Origin of the sequence: Streptomyces sp. NPDC015242 (assembly GCF_043079125.1) — a bacterium.
Taxonomy (GTDB): Bacteria; Actinomycetota; Actinomycetes; order Streptomycetales; family Streptomycetaceae; genus Streptomyces.
The window spans coordinates 856,727-876,289 of the sequence record NZ_JBIBUF010000001.1; the positions used below are offsets into that span (position 1 = coordinate 856,727).

The window sequence follows — 19,563 nt, forward strand, 5'->3', positions numbered from 1 at the left end:
CCTCGGCGGCCCCGCGCGGGATCCGCTCACTCCGGTGACGCAGGGTCTGCGCCGCAGAGCCGTGCGACCAGGCTGCGGCGCAGCAGGTTCGGCGCGCACATCGGCCCCGTCACGCACGCGGTGCTGCACCACGTGGTCGCCCCCGTGGCCGTGGTGGCCCCCGCCTGAGGCCCGTGCCGCCGCGCTGCGACGGCCTCGCCGGCCTCAGTGACGGCACGGCCGGCCGGTACGGCGACACCGTCGCGACCCGCCGGTCGGCGTCCGCCGAGTGGTCACCGCCGGCGGATCAGAGGGACGCTGGAGAAAGGCCCGGCGGTTCATGGGCCCGGCGGCGGTCACCGCGCGACGCGGGCCGCGGCCGGACGGGTGCGCAGTGGATGGGAGAGGACCCATGAAGGTCGGAGTGCTGACCGGCGGCGGCGACTGCCCGGGCCTGAACGCCGTGATCCGCAGTGCCGTGCGCAAGGGCGTACAGGAGTACTCCTTCGAGTTCGTCGGCGTGCGGGACGGCTGGCTCGGCCTCCTCAAGAACGACGTCGTCCCGCTCGACATCTCCAGCGTGCGGGGCATTCTGCCCCGGGGCGGGACCATCCTCGGGTCGTCCCGCACGAACCCGTTCAAGCACGAGAACGGGCTGGAGCGGGTCCGGGAGACCCTCGCCGCGCACGAGCTGGACGCGCTCGTCGTGATCGGCGGCGAGGACACGCTGGGCGCGGCCACGGAGCTGAGCCGGCAGGGGATCAACCTGGTCGGCGTGCCCAAGACCATCGACAACGACGTCTCGGGCACCGACTACACCTTCGGCTTCGACACCGCCGTCGGGATCGCGACGGAGGCCATCGACCGCCTCCACACCACCGCCGAGTCGCACATGCGCGCCCTCGTCGTGGAGGTGATGGGACGGCACTCCGGCTGGATCGCCCTGCACGCCGGGATCGCCGGGGGCGCCAACGTCGTTCTCGTTCCGGAGCGGCCGTTCGACATCGACGAGGTCTGCGAGCAGGTGAAGCGCCGGTTCGAGATCAACTACGCGCCGATCGTCGTCGTGGCCGAAGGGGCCGTCCCCAAGGAGGGGCAGCTGGTGGTCAAGGACCAGTCGCTGGACGAGTTCGGGCACGTACGGCTGTCCGGCATCGGGGAGTGGCTGGCCCAGGAGATCTCGGCCCGCACCGAGAAGGACGCCCGCACCACGGTCCTGGGCCACATCCAGCGCGGCGGCACCCCGAGCGCCTTCGACCGCTGGCTGGCGACCCGCTTCGGGCTGCACGCCATCGACGCCGTCGCGCAAGGGGACTTCGGCTGCATGGTCGCCCTCCGGGGCACGGAGATCGTCCGCGTGCCCCTCGCGGCGGCCACGGCCGAGAACAAGGTGGTGGCGCCGTCGCTCTACGACGAGTTCGAGGTGTTCTACGGCTGAAGAGTCACGCGCCGTACGGTACGACCGCCACGGGACAGCGGGCATGGTGCAGCACGGCGTGGGTGACCGGGCCGAGGCGGCCCTCGGCCGTCCGCGTCTCGGTACGGCGCCCGACGACGAGCAGGTCCGCGTCGCGGGAGGCGTTCAGCAGCGCCTCCGCGGGATGGAGCAGCCGGAGATCGGTCGCGACCGCCACCCGGGGATACTTCTCCCGCCACGGACGCAGCGCGTCGGCAAGACGCAGCTCCTCCTGGTCCTCCCAGGTGGCACGGTCCTCCTCGGTCACCACGAGGGTCCGCGGGGAGACGGACTCGGCGGGCAGGGCCCAGGCCTGCACTACGCGCAGGTGCGCCGCTCGGGTCTCGGCGGCGGAGAACGCGAAGCCGGCCGCCTCACCGGCCGGACGGTGAGCGTCGAACCCCAGCACGGCCCGGGTGGTGCCGCGGGCCGTGGACGCTCCCTCGGCGAAGGCGCCGGGGCGGTCCGGGACGAGTACGACGGGGCACACGGCGGCCGCCGCGGCACGCAGGGCGACCGAGCCGACGGCCAGTCCCGCGAAGCCGCCCGCCCCTCGGGCGCCCACGACCAGGAGTTCGGCGTCGCCGGCCGCGCGGAGGAGGGCACCGGCCGGGGCCTCGCCCGCCTGCTCGCCCCGCACGTCGAGCTCCGGGTGGCGCCGCGTCAGGTCCTCGACCGCCCGCCGGACGAGCTGGAGGCCCACCTCGTGGAGCCGCTCCAGGGCCGGACCCGGAACGGAGACTCCCGGAAGCCGCGGTGAGGCGTGCAGCAGCCGCAGCGGAACGCCGCGCAGCGCGGCCTCCCGTGCGGCCCACTCCGCCGCGGCTGTCGCGCTCGCGGATCCGTCGATGCCCGCCAGTACCGGAAGACGCATCCTGGCCCCTTCGTCCGGCCCGCACACGTGTGGGCGCGTGTGCTCCTCCCCTCCACTGTTCCACGGCGCGACCGCCCGGGCGCGCGAGCCGGAAGGGCTGTTCCGTTCCCTCAGGACCCGGCGGTGCCGCACGGCTCCGTGCCACCACGGGGTGGGGCAGACGTCAGCCCCGCAGGGCGGCCAGGGTGGCGTCCAGATCGCTCGTCCCGGGCCGGTTGTACGGCAGCCGGGCGAGCAGGCGGGCCATGGCGCAGGTGTCGGTGAGAGCGGAGAAGACCAGACCGCAGGCGACGCCCGCGGAGAGCCGACGCGCCCCGGGGCGCAGCCGTCCGGCGACGAGGCCCGCCAGGACGAGGGAACCGGCGGTCAGCCGGACCTGGCGTTCCATCGGCCAGGGGGCGCGCGTGCCGGCGGGCCGGTGGACCTCGTGTCCGAGCCGCGTCCAGGCGTCGGTCCCGCCGGTCAGCGTGGTCGCCGGGACACCGGCCTCGGCCAGCCGCCGGCAGGCCTCGGCGGAACGGGCCCCCGAGGCGCACACGACCAGCAGGTCGCCCCGTTCGGCGGCCGCCCTGAGGACGGGCAGGGCCCTGTCGAGGTGGTCGAGCGGGATGTTGTGGGCGTCGGGCAGATGGCCCGCCGCGTACTCGCCGGGAGTGCGGACGTCGATGACGGTCAGCTCGTGGAGGCGGGCGCCGGCCTGGGCGGCGGTCAGGGCGTCGTGGGGCACGGGAAATTCCTTCGCTCTCTGCTGTCACCCCTCCGGTACGATACCCCTGGGGGTATTCGAAGGAGTGTGGGTCGTGGAACTGGCGATGGCGGCTGAGGAACTGAAGACGGTGGTCAACAGACTGCGGCGGGCGCAGGGCCAGATCGCAGGCGTGATCAGGATGATCGAGGAGGGGCGTGACTGCGAGGACGTGGTCACCCAGCTCGCTGCGGCGTCACGGGCGCTGGACAGGGCGGGCTTCGCGATCATCGCCACCGGCCTGCAGCAGTGCCTGACCGATGAGGACCTGGCGGCCCCGGAGGACCGTGAGCAGATGCGGGCACGGCTGGAGAAGCTCTTCCTCTCGCTGGCCTGAGGTCACGGTGCCGGTCCAGGCCGGCCCCGTCCGCCCCGGTCATGTCGGCATGTCGGCACTTCGGCACGTCGGCGAGCATGAGCGCGGCCACGGCCAGCAGGACGACGGATCCCGGGCCGGTCGGCCGGCCGGTGCGCGGAGGCGTGCTGGGCGCGGGCCAGCCGCTCGGTCGGCCGCGGTTCGACCAGGTCGGGCCGCCCGACGCTGCCGATCAGCAGCGAGCCCGCCGGTGAAGGCCGCCACGGGCCGGCCGTCCTCCTCCAGCACGTAGGACGTGTGATGCGGCGTGTGACCCGGGGTGGCCATGGCCCGCAGCAGCAGCCCTTCGTCCACCGCGATCGCGTCGCCGTCGGCGACGGGGGAGTGCGGGAAGGACACCGAGGCACCGGCGGGAACCAGATACCGGGCGCCGGTCGTGCGGGCCGGAGCCAGGCCGCCGCTGACGTAGTCGTTGTGCAGGTGGGTCTCGGCCACGTGGGCGATGCGCACGCCGCGGCGGGCGGCTGCCGCGATGACCCGGTCGATGTCGCGAGGGGGATCCACCACGACCGCGGCGTCCGGCCCGCCGGCCAGGTAGCTGCGGTTGCCCAGGCCCTCGCACTCCAGGGTGCCGACGAAGAACACGGCTGCGACTCCTCTCGGGGCGGTGTACCCCGGGGGGTATCTGTTCTCACCGGGACAGAAAGACCCAGGGGGGTATGTGTGTGAGGCGCGTCGCCGCTGTACGGCTGAGTCCCGGCACCCTCGGTCCCGCACGGGACCCCCGGACCAGGAGAGGGCCCGACCGGCCCTGTCGGGCAGCCGGTGAGCGCGTGAGGCTGGGGCACGTGCGGCCGGTCCGCGCTCCCGACCGACACCCCGACCCGGAGGGACCCCATGTCCGTCGACACTCAGCAGACGTCCACCGAGCCGACCGAAGAGGAACTCGAGCGGCTGGACGCCCACTGGCGCGCCGCGAACTACCTGGCCGTCGGCCAGATCTACCTGCTCGCCAACCCGCTGCTGAGCGAACCGCTGCGGCCCGAGCACATCAAGCCCCGGCTGCTGGGGCACTGGGGCACCTCGCCCGGGCTGAACCTCGTGCACACGCACCTCAACCGGGTCATCGCACGGCGCGGTCTGGACGCCCTGTGCGTCTGGGGGCCCGGCCACGGCGGGCCGTCGGTCCTGGCCAACTCCTGGCTGGAGGGCAGCTACAGCGAGAAGTACCCGGACGTGCCGCGGGACGCGGTGGGCATGGCGCGTCTGTTCCGGCAGTTCTCCTTCCCCGGCGGCGTGCCCAGTCACGTCGCCCCGGAGGTGCCCGGCTCGATCCACGAGGGCGGTGAACTCGGCTACTCCCTCGCCCACGCCTACGGCGCCGCCCTGGACAACCCGGACCTGCTGGTGGCCTGTGTGATCGGCGACGGCGAGGCCGAGACGGGCCCGCTCGCCGCGTCCTGGCACGCCAACAAGTTCCTCGACCCGGTGCACGACGGTGCCGTCCTGCCGATCCTGCATCTGAACGGCTACAAGATCGCCAACCCGACGGTGCTGTCCCGGCTGCCCGAGGCCGAACTCGACGCCCTGTTGCGGGGGTACGGCCATGAGCCGATCCACGTCTCCGGCGATGACCCCGCGCAGGTGCACCGGCTCATGGCACAGGCGATGGACACCGCGCTGGACCGTATCGCCGCCTTCCAGCGCGCCGCCCGCGAGGAGGGCGCGGCCGAACGTCCCCGCTGGCCGGTGATCGTGCTGCGCACGCCGAAGGGCTGGACGGGCCCGGCCGAGGTCGACGGGCAACCGGTCGAGAACACCTGGCGTGCCCATCAGGTGCCGTTGTCCGGGGTCCGGGACAACCCCGACCATCTGCGGCAACTGGAGGAGTGGCTGCGCTCCTACCGCCCCGAGGAACTGTTCGACGAGCATGGCGCCCCTCGTCCCGACGTGCTGGCCTGCGTCCCGGACGGCACGCGCCGTCTCGGCGCGACCCCGCACGCCAACGGCGGGCTCCTGCTGCGCGACCTGCCGGTCCCCTCCCTGGACGACTTCGCCGTGCCCGTGGACAAGCCGGGCACCACCCTCCACGAGCCCACCCGGGTCCTCGGCGACCTCCTGGCGCGGATCATGCGGGACACCGCCGGTCGCCGGGACTTCCGCCTGGTCGGCCCCGACGAGACCGCCTCCAACCGGCTCCAGGCCGTGTTCGACGCCAGCGGCAAGGCCTGGCAGGCCGGAACACTGGACGTCGACGAGCATCTGGACCCGCACGGCCGGGTGATGGAGATCCTCTCCGAACACCTCTGCCAGGGCTGGCTGGAGGGCTACCTCCTCACCGGCCGGCACGGGCTGTTCTCCTGCTACGAGGCGTTCGTGCACATCGTCGACTCGATGGTCAACCAGCACATCAAGTGGCTGCGCGTCACCCGGCGCCTGCCCTGGCGCGCGCCCATCGCCTCGCTGAACTACCTGCTGACCTCGCACGTGTGGCGCCAGGACCACAACGGCTTCTCCCACCAGGACCCCGGCTTCGTCGACCACGTCCTCAACAAGAGTCCCGAGGTCGTGCGGGTCTACCTGCCGCCGGACGCCAACACCCTGCTGTCGGTCGCGGACCACGCCCTGCGCAGCCGGGACTACGTCAACGTGATCGTGGCCGGCAAGCAGCCCTGCTTCGACTGGCTCACCATGGAACAGGCCAAGGTCCACTGCGCCCGCGGTGCCGGTGTGTGGGACTGGGCGGGCACCGAGGACGGTACCCGCGAGCCGGACGTCGTCCTGGCCTGCGCCGGTGACGTCCCCACCCAGGAGGTCCTCGCGGCGGCCCAGTTGCTCCGCCGCCACCTGCCGGAACTGGCGGTGCGCGTGGTCAACGTCGTCGACCTCGCCCGGCTGCTGCCCCAGGAGGAGCACCCGCACGGCATGCCGGACGCGCAGTACGACGCACTGTTCACCACCGACAAGCCGGTGATCTTCGCGTACCACGGCTACCCCTGGCTGATCCACCGGCTCGCCTACCGCCGCACCGGCCACCGGAACCTGCACGTCCGCGGCTACAAGGAGATCGGCACCACGACGACTCCGTTCGACATGGTGGTGAGCAACGACCTGGACCGCTACCGCCTGGTCATGGACGTCATCGACCGCGTCCCGGGCCTCGCGGTGCGTGCGGCCGCCGTGCGCCAGCGCATGGAGGACACCCGCCTGCGTCACCACGCCTGGATCCGCGAGCACGGCACCGACCTGCCCGAAGTCGCCGACTGGGCCTGGGACGGCTGAGCGGGGCGCTGCGGGCCCCCCGTCACCTGCCGTGATCTCCTGTTCTTCCCCCGCGTGCCCCGTTACGGTGGCACCAGCGGGACGTGCGGCCCGCGGCAGAGGTGACGGACCAGGAGGACTGGGCGTGGAAAGCTCCGCGGAAGCGCGGGAGACCCGGGAGGCGCGGGTGCGGCTTCCGCAGCTGCGCCTGGACGAGCTGCTGGAGGAACTGCAGGCCCGCCTCGACGCGGCCCGGGGCACCCGCGACCGGGTGCACAGCCTGCTGGAGGCGGTGCTGTCGGTCGGCCGTGAGCTCGACCTGGAACAGGCGCTGTACAGCATCGTGCAGGCCGCGGCGGTCCTGGTCGACGCCCAGTACGCGGCGCTCGGAGTCATCGGGCCCGACGGCAAGCGGCTGTCGGACTTCCTCACCGTCGGTCTCACCGAGGAGCAGATCGCCCGGATCGGCAACTACCCGGAAGGCCACGGCATCCTGGGTGAGCTGATCCGGCACCCCGAGCCCCTACGGCTGGTCAAGCTCTCCGAGCACACCGCCTCGTACGGTTTCCCGCCCAACCATCCGCCGATGCACACTTTCCTCGGCGTCCCGATCCGCGTGCGCGACCAGGTCTTCGGCAACTTGTACCTGACCGAGAAGCGGGGCGGCGCGCAGTTCGACGAGGACGACGAGTCGGTGCTGTCCACCCTCGCCGTCGCGGCCGGTGTCGCGATCGACAACGCCCGCCTGTACGAGGAGTCCCGGCGGCGGGAGCGCTGGCTGCAGGCCAGCGCGGAGATCACCCACGCCATCATGTCCGGCAGTGAGCGCGACGGCGTCCTCCGGCTGATCGCCGAGCGGGCCATGGAGATCACCGGTGCCACCCTCGCGGTGGTGGCCGTGCCCATGGAAGGCACCACCTCGCTCACGGTGGAACTGGCCATCGGGGAGGACGCGGAGCTCCACCGCGGACTGGTGCTGCCGGTCGGGGACGGCCTCATCGGGCAGGCGTTCTCCGAGGCCGCCACCGTCACCAGCTCCGACGTCTCCCAGGACGAGCGGGTCTCCCCGGGCCCGGCCCGCTTCACCGGGCTCGGCCCGGCCGTGGCCGCTCCCATCGGCAGCGGCGACGGGATGCGCGGAGTCGTGCTGCTGGTGCGCCAGGCGGGCCAGACCGTGTTCTTCGAGCGGGAGACGGAACCGCTCAAGGCCTTCGCCGCCCAGGCCGCCGTCGCGATGGAGCTCGCGGAGCGCCGTCAGGCGGCGGAGCAGATCGCCCTCCTGGAAGACCGGGACCGTATCGCCCGCGACCTGCACGACCTGGCGATCCAGCGGCTGTTCGCGACCGGCATGACGTTGCAGAGCGCGGGCCGTTTCATCGAGCACCCCGAGGCCTCCGAGCGGGTGGTGCGGGCGGTCGACGACCTGGACGAGACCATCAAGATCATCCGGTCGACGATCTTCGGTCTGCGCTCGCGCGAGAGCGCCGCCGGCACCGGTCTGCGCGCCCGCGCGGTGCGCGCCGTCGGAGAGGCCGCGCCCGTGCTCGGCTTCGCGCCCGGCCTGCGCATGGAGGGGCTGCTGGACACCCAGGTGCCGAAGGACACGGCCGACCACTTGATGGCGGTCCTGTCGGAGGCCCTGACCAACGTCGCCCGGCACGCACGGGCCGGCCGTGTCGAGGTCGTGCTGGCGACGGACGGCCGCGAGGTGCGGCTGGAAGTCTCCGACAACGGCGTGGGCATCCCCGCCGAAGGACGCCGCAGCGGCCTGGGCAACATGGCGGAACGCGCCCGGCAGTTGGGCGGTGAGCTGCAGTGGACCTGCCCGGAGAGCGGCGGCACGACGCTGGTGTGGCGCGTCCCGCTCGGTGATCGCTGACGACCGCTTCCGCATGGGCGGGCTCGCGCGGCGACGCCCGGGACCGTCGTCCCGCGGGCCGGGACCAGTGGCCTCTGCTCCGGCGCCTCGGGGGAGTGAAGACTCGGCGCATCCCCTGAAGGAGGTCCTCATGCCCCGCACCGTCACCGCCGGAGTGGACGGCTCCCCGGAGAGTCTGGCCGCTGCCGAGTGGGCCGCCCGTGAAGCACTGCTGCGTGACCTGCCCCTGCGTCTGGTGTACGCCTGGGAGTGGCAGCCCCCGGCCTACGTGCCGACGGCGGGGCTGCCTGTGCCGGTGCCGCCGACCGAGCAGCAGCGCGTGGCCGCCCGGCGCCTGCTGGACGAGACGCGGGAGCGCCTCGCCCGCCGTCATCCCGGGCTGGGGATCGACGCCGACGAGATTCCCGGGCAGCCCGCCGCTGCCCTGCTGAAGGCCGCCGAGGAGGCCGAGTTGCTCGTGCTCGGATCGCGGGGCCTGAGCAGGCTCGCCGGGTATCTGGTCGGGTCCGTCGCGCTGTCCGTCCTGGCCTGGAGTGCCCGCCCGGTGGTCCTGGTGCGGGCCGGCGAGCACCGGGAGGGCGCGCTTGCGGCCGACGCGTCCGCGGCTGACGCGTCCGTGACCGACCGGCCCGCTGCTGATGCGCCCGTGGCCGGCGCGCCCGTTGCCGACGATCACGGGTCCGACGGGCCCATGGCCGACGCGTCCGCGGCCGACCGGCCCGCGGCTGACGCGCCTGTTGCCGACGATCACGGGTCGGACGGGCCCATGGCCGACGCGTCCGCGGCCGGCTCCAGCGGCTCCGGCGATGTCGTGCTCGGGCTCGATCTGTACAAGGCCGCCGACCCCGTGATCGAGTTCGCGTTCGACGCCGCGTCCCGGCGGGCGGCGGACCTGCGGGTGGTGCACGGCTGGACGCTGCCGCCCTACCACTACGGCGGCGCGCTCATGCCCGAGCTGAGCGCGCGGACGGCCGCCCAGGTCCGGCACGAACTGACCGCCGTGCTGCGGCCGTGGCAGGAGAAGTTCCCCGCGGTCCGGGTGCAGGCGCAGGCCACGGTCGGGGGCGCGGGTGCCCATCTGGTCGACGCTTCGCGGGGTGCGGCCCTGGTGGTCGTGGGCCGGCGGATCCGCCGGGGAGCCGTCGGCGCCCACATCGGTCCGGTCACCCAGGCGCTGCTGCACCACGCCGCCGCCCCCGTCGCGGTGATCTCGCACGACTGACCGGACCGGCGGCGGCCGACTCCGTTCGGCCGCTGCCGGACGACACCGGGCGAGGTCGACCGCGCGCCCCCGGCCGGGTGATCAGGACCGGCCGTCGAGGTGCCGTCCGAACCAATCCCGGCTCAGCGTCGTGACGAGTTCAGTGGTCCCCGCTGCCATGACGGACCGCGACACGCCCGGCAGTTCGGCCGTCTCGTGCCGGCCGCGCATCCAGCCGGCCGCGAGCCGGTTGCGTCCGAGCAGCCGCGTCTCGCCCTCACCGACGACGAGCAGTACGGGGGCCCTGACCCGGTCCAGCGCCGAAGGACTGGCCAGCTCCGGGCGGCCGTCGAGGGACACGATCGCGCGGATCCCTGGATCCGCCGCCGCGGCCTCGATCGCGGCGGCGGATGCCGGGCCGTCCCCCGCGCATCCCACGGGGAGCCCCGTCCGTGCGCCCAGCCAGTGGCAGGCCGCTCCAAGACGGCGGGCCAGCAGGGGCACGTCGAAGAGGAGGTGACGGTCGCCGGTCTCCTCTGCTGTGAGGAGGTCGAGCAGCAGGGTGCCCAGTCCGCCGTCGTGCAGTGCGGTGGCGACCGTCCGTGCGCCGTTCCCCATCGTGACCGCCACGACGCCCCGGGGCCTCTCCGGCAGTGTCAGCCGGGCGGTGAGACGTACGGGTGCCGCGGGCACGACCACACTCTCCCCGGGCCACGCGGCCGGGCCGGGCGGGCCGAGCGGGCCGAGCGGATCGGTCACCGGTGGGGTGCGCGGGGGCGGGCCGCCCGGCCGTACCGGATCGGCCCACGCGTCGTCGCGCCGCAGTGGGCCGTACACATCCCCCGTCAGGTCCCCGGAACGCATCCCCTCCACCTCCTCCGGCCGGCGACCGGGCGGCGCTGCGGTCGCATGTCCTCCCGCTTCCATTGCAGCGCGCCCGGCGACCGAGGGACAGGCCCGGGCGGCCCGCGAGCCGGGCCGCCCGGGCCCTTGCGGTCAGCGGCCGGCGTCCGGCCGCTCCTCCTGCCCGGGCCCGGCCGGACCGCCGCGCCACGGCGGTGGCGCGGCCGACCTGCGGTTCGCCTCCGCCCGGTGCGCGAGGCGTTCCACCTGCGCCCGCAGCCGGTCCTGCAGGCGGTCCGCGACCTCGTGGGCGCCGTTCCCGCGGGCGTGGACGACCACGAGGTCGCGGCCCACGTGGAGTTCGGCGGCGGCCGACCACGGCTGTTCGACATGATGGGCCGCGGCCTTCGTGATCCGCACCTCGCCGTCGGCGCCCGGCAGGCCCTGCCGGGCGAGGACCGCCGCGACCTTGCCGCGGACGTACCCGAGGTCCTCCTCGGTGACCTGCCCCGTGGCCCGTACCCTCACGGCGCCGGGGGTCCGTTCGGTACCGCTGTCCCTGACGGTCATGTGGTGCCCTCCTTGTGATCGTTTCCGCGGCTCCAGCCTGCTCCGCCGGCCCTCCCCGGCCCCAGGGCCACCCGGCCCCGTGCCGTGGACCGCTCGTCCTTACCGACGCCGTCGCCGCAGAGGGGGCCATGGCCGCCCCCCACCTGGCGCGCCGGTTCGCGCAGGGGCCGCCCGGGCCAATGCAGTTGCCTTTGAACCGGGGAGATCGTTGCCCCGCGTGTGACGGGGTGGGGCGCGGGCCAGCGGGTGCGGATCGGGATTCTGACGAAGGTGTTCACCGCTGAGCTGGTGGACGCGGCGATAGCCAAGCACGACCGGGCCGAGCGGCGGCGCCGTCTCCTGTCGGCGAGGCTGGTCGTGTACTTCGTTCTGGCCCTGTGCCTGTTCGCCCGGGAGTCGTACGAGGAGGTGCTGCGGGTGCTGACCAGCGGCATCCCGGGCAGTCGGACCCTCGCGCGGGTGAACCGGTCGTCGTTATGCCGGGCCCGCGTCCGCCTCGGCGAAAACGTGCTGGAGACCGTGTTCCGACAGGTGGCCGGCCCGCTCGCCACCCCGGCCACGCCCGGCGCATGGTGGCGAGGGCTGCGGCTCCTCGCCCTGGACGGTACCCAGTTCGATCTCCCGGATTCGACGAGCAACGGCGACACCTTCGACGGCCCCTCAACCACCGGCGGCGTCCCCTTCGGATCCCCCAGGTCAGGGCGGTGGTGCTGGCCGAGATCGTCCGACCACCTCGGAACCGCCCGGGAAGAGCTTCCGGACGGCTCGTACCTGTCGATGGCGCGACCGGGCAAGGAGGTCCGGCTCCGAGCCGCGAAGGAAGGCCGGAAGCTGCCCCGGCACGTGATCTACCGGGTCATCACCTTCGCGAAGGACGACAAGGTCGCCCACCTGGGCACGACGCTGCTGAACCCCGAGCAGTACCCGGCCGACGAGCTGGTCGCGCTCTACCGGGAACGCTGGGAGATCGAGCCCGCCTTCGACGAGATCAAGAACCACCTCGGCCCCGGCGGGCCGATCAGGTCACGGACCCCGGAAGGCGTCCGACAGGAACTGTGGGCCTACTGCGCCGTCCACCAGGCGATCCGCCAGGTTGCCCACACAGCCGCGCTCGCCCGTCCGACAGTGGATGCCGACCGTGTCTCCCACCTGAAGTGCGTCCGCATCATCCGCCGCAGCATCCTGTCCCAACTCGGATCGACCGCCACCAAGCTCACCCACTCCTTCACCGAGGCCGGGCGGGAGGCACGTGCACGCCTCCGCCCGGCCCGGCGCAACAGCGACTGTCCACGCGCGATCAAGAAACCGAACCGTTGGCCCGTGCTGAGAACCCGAGCCAGACGCGGCACGGTCCAGCCCGGCCGCTGGGCCCACAACCCGACCTCGAAGCCGAAGAGCACCCGCCGGGCCGGAAGGCCAGCACTCAGCGCATAGCGTTTCTCGTGAATCTCGGGTTGGGAGCGCTATGAGCTGGGACATTCTTCTGCTGCCGCTACCTGCGGACGTCACGTCGATCGACGACCTTCCCGCCGATCACGAGCCGCCTCCCATCGGAAGCCGGTCCAGCGTCCACAAGGCCCTCAGGTCAGCAGTGGGCGAGGTCGACCTGACCGATCCCGCATGGGGCGAGTTGCTCGGTCCGACCTGGGTGATCGAACTCGGCATCGGCGAGCACGACCCCGTCGAGTCGGTCATGCTCCATATCCGGGGCGGGGAGGAGGACGTGCTGCCCGTGATCTTCCGCATCTCCAGAGCCCTCGGCTGCCGCCTCTTCGACTGCTCGACCGGTGAGCTGCTCGCAGACGATGCCCAGGCCAGCTGGAACGCCTTCCAGTCCTTCCGGGACAGGACGATCGCGTCTGGCTCGTTGGGCGAGCCCTAAGGCAACTGCATTGGCCGCCCGGGCCCCCGGCCCGGGCCGTTCGGCCCTGTCGTGGCGAGGCGGACCCTGACACCGTGGAACGGAGTCGGACGCGGCGAACACGCGGGTGACCTCCGGGAGGAGGCGCCCGCGGCCCGCCTCCCCGAGCCGTCCGCCACGCGGACGGCGGGGGAACGCAGGCGGTCGCCTCGGCCGGCCTCCCGAGGGGGGAGAGGGGGCCATGCGCCTCCTGCGCCGGGTCCGCCGGCCCGGACGGAAGGACGGCTCCGCCCGCCGCCCGCCTTCCGTCCGGACGGCGAGCCCGGCGCGTTCTGTGCACCGCGGCCGTGGTCAGCGCGGCTCGCTCATCGGGATGCCGGCCTCGCCTGTGGCTCGGCGCGCCGGGATCCGCGCATCGCGCATCGCACGTCGCGCATCGCGCGTCCGTGCTTCCGGCGGACGTCCCCCCCCCGGGCGGCTCGCGGACCGTGGAGCGGGACCCTTCGGGCCCCGGACCGTGGAGCGGGACCCTTCGGGCCCCGGACCGTGGAGCGGGACCCTCCGGGCCCCGGCGAGGGCCGGGTGGCCCTCGCCCCGCGGCCGTCGACCGGCCGAGGCTCGAGGTACGGGACCCGAGCCGCACCCGCGCTCACCCGGACGAGTGGGGAGCCGTCATGCACCACCGCGACATCGACGCCGCCGTGCTGGAGCAGCTGCTGACCGCGGCGGTCGCCGCGCCGTCGATCCACAACACCCAGCCCTGGCGCTTCGGCGTGGACCCGGCCACCCGGTCCGTCGAGGTGCGGGCCGACCGCGAGCGCGCCCTGCCCCTGGCCGATCCGCACCGCCGCGCGCTGCACCTGTCCGTCGGCGCAGCAGTGTTCAACCTGCGGGTCGCCGTCGCCCACCTGGGCTGGGAACCCGCGGTGCGGCTGCTGCCCGACCCGTACGCCACCGACCTGCTGGCCACCGTCCAGGTGACCGCGCCGTGCGGGGAACCACCGGACTACCGGCGGCTGTACCCGGCGATCGAGCGGCGGCACACCAGCCGGATGCCGTTCACCGGACGCCCGGTGCCCGAGCCGGTCCTGACGGAGATGGCCGCAGCCGCCCGGGCCGAGGGCGCGCGGCTGCACGTGCCGGACTACACGGAAACCCGGCGCCTGCTGCGTCTGACCGCCTCCGCCGAGGCCCGCAGCACCGCCAGCGCGGCCCGCAGCGCCGAGACCCGCGGCTGGGTCACCGCTCCCGGACCAGCTTCCTACGGCATCCCGGTCACGGCGCTGGGCCCGCGGGACTCCGCCGGCCGCATGCCGATGCGGGACTTCACCGGCCCGTGGCCCACACCGGCCCGGCCCGCCGTGCGGTTCGAACGCCACGCCCAGGTGGCGCTGTTGTGGACCCCCTACGACGCGCCGGAGGACTGGCTGCGGGCCGGACAGGCGCTGGAGCGGGTGCTGCTCACCGCCACCGCGCACGGCGTGCGCACCTCGATGCTGCACCAGGCGATGGAATGGCCGGATCTGCGGGCAGCGGCCCGGCTCGCGCAGCACCGGTGCTGTCCCCAGCTGCTGATCCGGTACGGCTACGGTCCGGAAGGGCCGCGCACCCCGCGTGCGGTCGGCTGACCGGCCGGGGCGGACGGACGGCTCCGCCGCGGACACCGCGTCCGGGACCGCCGGCCCGCGCCCAGGGCCGTACGGCCCTGGGCCGTGACACCTCGTCAGGACAGGCTGGGGGCGGTGGACAAGCCCGGCACAGGAGGTGCGCACCATGGACCGTCATGTCGTCGCCGCGGTCGACGGATCCCGGCAGAGTCTGGCCGCCGCGCAATGGGCGGCGGGGGAAGCCCTGCGCCGAGGTGTTCCGCTGCGGCTCGTCCACGCGTGGACGTGGGATCCACGCCCCGCCGCCACCGTGCCGATGGGCACCAGCCGGCGCGCCTGGGCCGAGGAGACGCTGCGGAGCGCGGCCGGTGGCGTCCGCGCCGCGCACCACGGGCTGGACGTCACCGAGCTCCTGGTGAAGACCGACGCGGTGGTGGACGCGCTCGTTGCGGCGGCGGCCGGCGCGGAGGTGGCGGTGCTCGGTTCCCGAGGGCTCGGCCCACTCGCCGGATTCGTGCTCGGCTCGGTCTCCCAGCGGGTGGTCGCCAGGTCACCGCGTCCCGTGGTGCTCGTACGCGCCGGCGTGACGCGGTCCGGCGAGCACCTGCCCGCCGGGGACGGGATAGCGCCCGAGGAGATCCCCGGCACGCCCTACCGCGACGTCGTCCTGGGACTGGACACCCGTCGGCCCTGCGACGAACTCCTCGCGTTCGCCTTCGACTGCGCACGCCGGCGTCCGGGAGCCAGGCTGCACGTCGTCCACGCCTACGGCGCCGCGCTCCGGGACCTCGCCGGCGGCCCGGCGGACACGCTGCCCGCACCGGCGGGCGTGCTCGCGGAGCAGGAGCGCGCCCTCGTCGCCGCCGTGCGCCCGTGGTGCGGCAAGTACCCCGAGGTGCCGGTCGTCGAGACCGTGGCCGAGGGCCGGGCCGCCGCCGAGCTGGTGCGCGCGTCGGCGGGCGCGTCCCTGGTGGTCGTGGGCCGCCGCGACCACGGCACCCACCGCCCGGGCCCTCACGTCGGGCCGGTCACGCACGCCGTGCTGCACCACGTCGCCTGCCCGGTGGCGGTCGTCCCGCACGAGTGACGCGGCCTTCGGTGAACGCGCCGCGGCGGAGGGACACGAAAGCGGCACGGCACGCGCGGCACGGAGCGGCATGGGATGCGCGGTATGGAAGCGGCATGGGGGCGCGGTACGGAAGCGCATGGGAAGCGGGACACGGGAGCGGCATAGGATCGGTCGGCCCCCGCCCGCAAGGAGTGCCCGCCCGGTGACCGCCGTCCTTCCTCCGCCCCGACCGCCCGTCGCCGGGCTCCTGCGCGTCCAGCACCTCACCCGCGTCGAGAACGGCGAGCGGCTGCACGCCCTGCTGTGGCGGGCTGGCCCCGACTGGCGGATGATCAGCAGCGCCGTCCTCGGCGGGGGGATCGGGACACGCGCGTGGGTGCTCAACGCCCAGGTGTCCCACGGGTACCGGCGCACCGACCCCGAGCGGCACCTCGCCGGACTGGCGCGGGACGCCGGTGCCCAGGGGGCGGGGGTCGGGCTGATGACGGCCGCCGACGTCCGGGCATACGGGCACGCGTGCGACGACGGCGTGGAAGCCGTCGTCACGGCCGGCCTCGGGGTGCGGGGCTGGGCCGCCGCTCCCGCCGAGAGCACGGTCGCGCCCGTACGGCCGGACACCGTCAACATGATCGTCGCACTGCCCGTGGCACTGACCGACGCGGCCCTGGTCAACGCGGTCGCCACCGCCACCGAAGCCAAGGTCCAGGCGCTGCTGGAGGAGGGCTACGACTGCTCCGGCACTCCCACCGACGCCGTGTGCGTCGCCGCGCGCACCGGGCCCGGCCGGGAGGCCCACGCCTTCTCCGGGCCCCGCTCCCTGTGGGGCTCCCGCCTGGCCCGCGCCGTGCACGGAGCCGTACGCGGCGCCGCCTCCTGCGCCCCGTGACGTTGCCGCCGGTGTGGCAGGAGGCCGCCCGGCACGGGTGCCGTCCGCTCGGTCAGCGGCGCCGCCCGCTCGCTCAGTCCGCTCCGGCGCAGGCCTCCGCCTCCGCCAGGTAACGCGCGACCGGGCCCAGGGTCAGCATGCCGCCGGCGGCGCCGGCGTGTTCCGTGCGGGCCGGGCGCAGCGCGGCGGCGGCGCGGGCCGCGATACCGCGTTCGCCGAGGCGCGCGGCGGCGCGGGCGGTCAGGCACCACAGGGCCTCCTGCATGTGGTCGCGCGGCGGCTCGGGCGCCGCGGCGAGCGCGGCACGGGCCTGTTCGTCCCGGCCCTGGGCGAGCAGGACGAGGGGGCGCGCCCAGGGCCCGTACGGACCCCAGTCGAGGCGCGGGTCGGTGGGCGCGGGCCGGTCGTGCAGCAGGCGCAGACCCAGCAGGGCGAGCGGGAACAGGCCGCGGTGCAGCCCCGGCATGCCGGCCGTGGCGAGGGCGTCCTCGGCGGCGCGGTAGCGCGCCGCGGCCGCGGCGGCGGACGGCCCGCCCGGTGCGGTGCTGCGGGCGGCCGTCTCCCTGGCCCTGAACCAGCCGGTGAGGACGGGGACCAGCGGTGCCTCCGTGGTGGCGGCGAGCTGTTCGGCGGCCTCGGCGTGCGCGGCCGCTGCGCCGAGGTCGCCGAGGGCCGAGGCGGACTGCAGGCGGACGAGCCGGCCGAGTACGGCGAAGTGCGGCAGCCCGTGCCGGGTGGCCAGGTCGAGGATCTCGGCGCCGATCCGGTCCCGTTCCGGCGCCAGCCCGGGACGGGTGAAGGTCTGCAGGAACACCCCGTTGAGGGCGAACGCCAGCAGGGCGGGGTCGGCCAGCTCCCGCGCCAGCTCCTCCGCCCGCCGTGCCGCCCGGCCGGCGTGCTCCAGCCGGGCCTCCGGCAGATCGCCGCTGCGGCTCTCGACGGCGACCGTGGCCAGGAGGCGGGCGGTCAGGTCGGCGGGGCAGTCGGGGCCGAGCGCGGCGAGGGTGCGCTCGGCGGCCGCGACGACGGCGCGGGACTGCGCCGGGTCGTCGGCCCGGCTCCACAGCGCCGGCACGTCGTAGGCGGCGATGACCCGGGCCGTGAGGCGGAGGTCTCCCGTGCGTTCCGCCGCCTCGACGGCGGTGAGACGGTCCCGCCGCGAGTGGACCAGGGCGTCACCACCCGCCAGGGCGAGCGTGCGGGCCAGGTCCACGGTGGTGCGCGGGCCCAGCCGGACCCCGGGGCCGGTCCACGACGTCCGGACGCCGGCGCCGGGCTCGGTGCCGTTGAGGAGGTCGGTCTCCAGGCGCCGCAGCTCGGGGCCGGGATCGAGCCCGAGCCGGTCGATGAGCATCGCGCGGGCCCGGCGCAGGGTGGCCAGGGCGTCGGCCCGGCGGCCCGCGCGGTGCAGCGCCCGGGCGAGCAGTCCCCAGGCCGGCTCCCGCCACGGGTGCTCGGCGACGTGGTCGCCGAGTCCGGCGACGAGATCCGCCCCGTGACCGGAGTCGAGAAGGATCCGGGCGTGCAGTTCCACCCCCTCCAGCCGCAACTCCTCCAGCCGTGTGCGCTCGCGCCGCGCCCACCCGGAGCCGGTCACATCGGCGTAGGCCGGCCCGCGCCAGGCCGCGAGGGCCGCGCCGAGGGCCGACACCGCGCCGGGGTCGCGGCGGGCCCGGGCCAGGGTGTCCTCGAAGCGGTGGACGTCCACGTCCTCGCGCGGCAGCCGCAGCGCGTAGCCGGGGCCTTCGGTGACCAGGACGCGCGGGGGGACCCGGGGCGGCCGGCCGGGTTCCAGGGCGCGGCGCAGCGCGGCGACGAACGTGCGCAGCGCGCCCACGGCCCGGGCCGGCGGGTCGGTCCACAGGTCGTCGACGAGGGTGTCGGTGGTGACCATGCGCCCCTCGGCGGCGACGAGCCGGGCGAGCACCTCACGGTGACGGGGTCCGCCCAGGGCGACCGGACCGCCGTCGTCGTGGAAGGCCCGCACGGCCCCCAGCACATCGATTCGCATGCCCCCATCCTCCGTGCCGGACCGGGGCCGCGCCGCACCGTACTGATCGGCTGCTGATCGCCGTCACCGAGGCTGATCCGGTCGCGGTCCCTCACCACTGTCACCAGAAAGACGGCCTTCCCATGACTCTCACCATTCCCGGTTTCGAACAGGTCCGGCTGCCCGGCGCGGACGGCGTGGAGATCGCCGCAGCCGTCGGCGGCAGCGGCAGCCCGGTCGTGCTGCTGCACGGTTTCCCGCAGACCCACCTGATGTGGCGGCACGTCGCCGGGCGGCTCGCCGGCGCGCACACGGTTATCTGCCCCGACCTGCGCGGCTACGGCGCCAGCGACAAGCCGGCGGCCACCGGCCCCGAGGTGTACGCCAAGCGCGCCATGGCCGCCGACGTCGTGGCCCTGGCCGCGGCACTCGGCCACGAGCGGTTCGCCCTCGTCGGCCACGACCGGGGCGCCCTGGTCGCCTTCCGGGCGGGCCTCGACCACCCGGAGACCGTCACGCACCTGGGCATCCTCGACATCGTGCCGACGCTCGACATGTGGGACGTCCTGCACGGCGTCCCGGCGGCCGTCGGCTACCACCTTTTCCTCATGGCGCAGCCGCCGGGCCTGCCGGAGGAGATGATCGCCAACAGCGCGGACGCGTTCTTCGGCTCCTTCCTCGACGCCTGGGCCGGCGACCCGGCGGCGCTGCCGCGAGAGGTGCGCGCCGAGTACCTGCGGGCGAGCGCCGCGGCCGTGCCGTCGATCGTCGCCGACTACCGGGCCTCGGCGGGCATCGACGTCACGCACGACCAGGCGGACCTGGACGCCGGCTCGCAACTGGCCATGCCCGTGACGGTCGTCCAGCAGGACTGGGGCGCGCGGCTGGGCTACGACGCCGCCGGGGTGTGGCGGGCATGGGCCCCCGACCTGGACCACCGCCTGACCCGGGCGGGGCACTTCATGGCCGAGGAGGCACCCGAGGAGATCACCTCGGCGATCCGGGACCTGCTGGCCCGCTGAACGG

At 74.7% G+C, this 19,563-nt stretch carries 16 protein-coding genes and 2 pseudogenes; 12 read left to right on the forward strand and 6 right to left on the reverse strand.

Features of this window, described 5'->3' with window-relative positions; all coding sequences use genetic code 11:
- Positions 1–69: 69 nt before the first annotated feature.
- Together ACF07N_RS03885 and ACF07N_RS03890 are read left to right on the forward strand one after the other, a co-directional pair.
- A pseudogene (locus tag ACF07N_RS03885) lies at positions 70–168 on the forward strand (universal stress protein); the annotation flags it as partial.
- Between the two features lie 223 nt (positions 169–391).
- Positions 392–1,417: a 6-phosphofructokinase gene (locus tag ACF07N_RS03890; protein WP_392107937.1), complete on the forward strand. Its 1,026-nt coding sequence runs from the start codon at positions 392–394 to the stop codon at positions 1,415–1,417.
- A gap of 4 nt (positions 1,418–1,421) precedes the next feature.
- Here ACF07N_RS03890 and ACF07N_RS03895 read toward each other — a convergent pair whose 3' ends face one another.
- The gene (locus ACF07N_RS03895) at positions 1,422–2,309 is read right to left on the reverse strand and encodes a universal stress protein (RefSeq protein ID WP_392107940.1); all 888 of its coding nucleotides are present in this window, start codon (positions 2,307–2,309) and stop codon (positions 1,422–1,424) included.
- 163 nt (positions 2,310–2,472) lie between these two features.
- On the reverse strand, positions 2,473–3,036 hold the full coding sequence (locus ACF07N_RS03900; protein WP_392107943.1) for a rhodanese-like domain-containing protein: 564 nt from the start codon (positions 3,034–3,036) through the stop codon (positions 2,473–2,475).
- A gap of 73 nt (positions 3,037–3,109) precedes the next feature.
- Between ACF07N_RS03900 and ACF07N_RS03905 the strand changes: the two genes are divergently transcribed.
- Entirely contained in the window at positions 3,110–3,391 is a 282-nt protein-coding gene (locus ACF07N_RS03905; RefSeq protein ID WP_383335547.1) for a metal-sensitive transcriptional regulator, read from the forward strand.
- A gap of 119 nt (positions 3,392–3,510) precedes the next feature.
- On the opposite strand, the pseudogene ACF07N_RS03910 reads toward ACF07N_RS03905, so the two are convergent.
- Positions 3,511–4,015, reverse strand: a pseudogene (locus ACF07N_RS03910) (MBL fold metallo-hydrolase); the annotation flags it as partial.
- A 252-nt stretch (positions 4,016–4,267) separates the two neighbouring features.
- On the opposite strand from ACF07N_RS03910, the gene ACF07N_RS03915 reads away from it, so the two are divergent.
- From ACF07N_RS03915 to ACF07N_RS03925, 3 genes are all read left to right on the forward strand, one after another.
- On the forward strand, positions 4,268–6,652 hold the full coding sequence (locus ACF07N_RS03915) for a phosphoketolase (protein ID WP_392107946.1): 2,385 nt from the start codon (positions 4,268–4,270) through the stop codon (positions 6,650–6,652).
- A gap of 124 nt (positions 6,653–6,776) precedes the next feature.
- Positions 6,777–8,510, forward strand: coding sequence for a GAF domain-containing protein (locus ACF07N_RS03920; RefSeq protein WP_392107948.1), 1,734 nt, complete (start codon positions 6,777–6,779; stop codon positions 8,508–8,510).
- A gap of 130 nt (positions 8,511–8,640) precedes the next feature.
- Complete coding sequence (locus tag ACF07N_RS03925) at positions 8,641–9,732, forward strand: universal stress protein (RefSeq protein WP_392107951.1); 1,092 nt, start codon at positions 8,641–8,643, stop codon at positions 9,730–9,732.
- Positions 9,733–9,813: 81 nt separating this feature from the next.
- Here ACF07N_RS03925 and ACF07N_RS03930 read toward each other — a convergent pair whose 3' ends face one another.
- Together ACF07N_RS03930 and ACF07N_RS03935 are read right to left on the reverse strand one after the other, a co-directional pair.
- Positions 9,814–10,575 (reverse strand): alpha/beta hydrolase, encoded by a 762-nt coding sequence (locus ACF07N_RS03930; protein ID WP_392107954.1) that lies wholly within the window; start codon positions 10,573–10,575, stop codon positions 9,814–9,816.
- 132 nt (positions 10,576–10,707) lie between these two features.
- Complete coding sequence (locus ACF07N_RS03935; protein WP_392107957.1) at positions 10,708–11,124, reverse strand: hypothetical protein; 417 nt, start codon at positions 11,122–11,124, stop codon at positions 10,708–10,710.
- A 246-nt stretch (positions 11,125–11,370) separates the two neighbouring features.
- Here ACF07N_RS03935 and ACF07N_RS03940 point away from each other — a divergent pair, with 246 nt between their 5' ends.
- The 5 genes from ACF07N_RS03940 to ACF07N_RS03960 all read left to right on the forward strand — a co-directional run bounded on the left by ACF07N_RS03940 (position 11,371) and on the right by ACF07N_RS03960 (position 16,547).
- Entirely contained in the window at positions 11,371–12,558 is a 1,188-nt protein-coding gene (locus ACF07N_RS03940) for a transposase domain-containing protein (protein WP_392108784.1), read from the forward strand.
- 31 nt (positions 12,559–12,589) lie between these two features.
- Positions 12,590–13,006 (forward strand): hypothetical protein, encoded by a 417-nt coding sequence (locus ACF07N_RS03945; protein ID WP_392107959.1) that lies wholly within the window; start codon positions 12,590–12,592, stop codon positions 13,004–13,006.
- Between the two features lie 653 nt (positions 13,007–13,659).
- Positions 13,660–14,613 (forward strand): Acg family FMN-binding oxidoreductase, encoded by a 954-nt coding sequence (locus ACF07N_RS03950; RefSeq protein WP_392107962.1) that lies wholly within the window; start codon positions 13,660–13,662, stop codon positions 14,611–14,613.
- 145 nt (positions 14,614–14,758) lie between these two features.
- Positions 14,759–15,679, forward strand: a complete 921-nt coding sequence (locus ACF07N_RS03955; RefSeq protein ID WP_392107965.1) for a universal stress protein — start codon at positions 14,759–14,761, stop codon at positions 15,677–15,679.
- A gap of 184 nt (positions 15,680–15,863) precedes the next feature.
- Positions 15,864–16,547, forward strand: coding sequence for an adenosylcobinamide amidohydrolase (locus tag ACF07N_RS03960; protein ID WP_392107967.1), 684 nt, complete (start codon positions 15,864–15,866; stop codon positions 16,545–16,547).
- Positions 16,548–16,620: 73 nt separating this feature from the next.
- Here ACF07N_RS03960 and ACF07N_RS03965 read toward each other — a convergent pair whose 3' ends face one another.
- Positions 16,621–18,558, reverse strand: a complete 1,938-nt coding sequence (locus ACF07N_RS03965; protein WP_392107970.1) for a BTAD domain-containing putative transcriptional regulator — start codon at positions 18,556–18,558, stop codon at positions 16,621–16,623.
- Between the two features lie 122 nt (positions 18,559–18,680).
- Here ACF07N_RS03965 and ACF07N_RS03970 point away from each other — a divergent pair, with 122 nt between their 5' ends.
- Positions 18,681–19,559 carry an alpha/beta fold hydrolase gene (locus ACF07N_RS03970; RefSeq protein ID WP_383584173.1) on the forward strand — a complete coding sequence of 293 codons (879 nt, stop codon included), beginning with the start codon at positions 18,681–18,683 and terminating at the stop codon, positions 19,557–19,559.
- Positions 19,560–19,563 lie beyond the last annotated feature (4 nt).

Coding starts and splice junctions, on each gene's coding strand:
- ACF07N_RS03915 (WP_392107946.1), top strand. CDS start 4,268: ATGTCCGTCGACACTCAGCAGACGTCCACCGAGCCGACCGAAGAGGAA.
- ACF07N_RS03930 (WP_392107954.1), bottom strand. CDS start 10,575: ATGCGTTCCGGGGACCTGACGGGGGATGTGTACGGCCCACTGCGGCGC.
- ACF07N_RS03970 (WP_383584173.1), top strand. CDS start 18,681: ATGACTCTCACCATTCCCGGTTTCGAACAGGTCCGGCTGCCCGGCGCG.
- ACF07N_RS03950 (WP_392107962.1), top strand. CDS start 13,660: ATGCACCACCGCGACATCGACGCCGCCGTGCTGGAGCAGCTGCTGACC.
- ACF07N_RS03895 (WP_392107940.1), bottom strand. CDS start 2,309: ATGCGTCTTCCGGTACTGGCGGGCATCGACGGATCCGCGAGCGCGACA.
- ACF07N_RS03945 (WP_392107959.1), top strand. CDS start 12,590: ATGAGCTGGGACATTCTTCTGCTGCCGCTACCTGCGGACGTCACGTCG.
- ACF07N_RS03925 (WP_392107951.1), top strand. CDS start 8,641: ATGCCCCGCACCGTCACCGCCGGAGTGGACGGCTCCCCGGAGAGTCTG.
- ACF07N_RS03935 (WP_392107957.1), bottom strand. CDS start 11,124: ATGACCGTCAGGGACAGCGGTACCGAACGGACCCCCGGCGCCGTGAGG.
- ACF07N_RS03890 (WP_392107937.1), top strand. CDS start 392: ATGAAGGTCGGAGTGCTGACCGGCGGCGGCGACTGCCCGGGCCTGAAC.
- ACF07N_RS03955 (WP_392107965.1), top strand. CDS start 14,759: ATGGACCGTCATGTCGTCGCCGCGGTCGACGGATCCCGGCAGAGTCTG.
- ACF07N_RS03965 (WP_392107970.1), bottom strand. CDS start 18,558: ATGCGAATCGATGTGCTGGGGGCCGTGCGGGCCTTCCACGACGACGGC.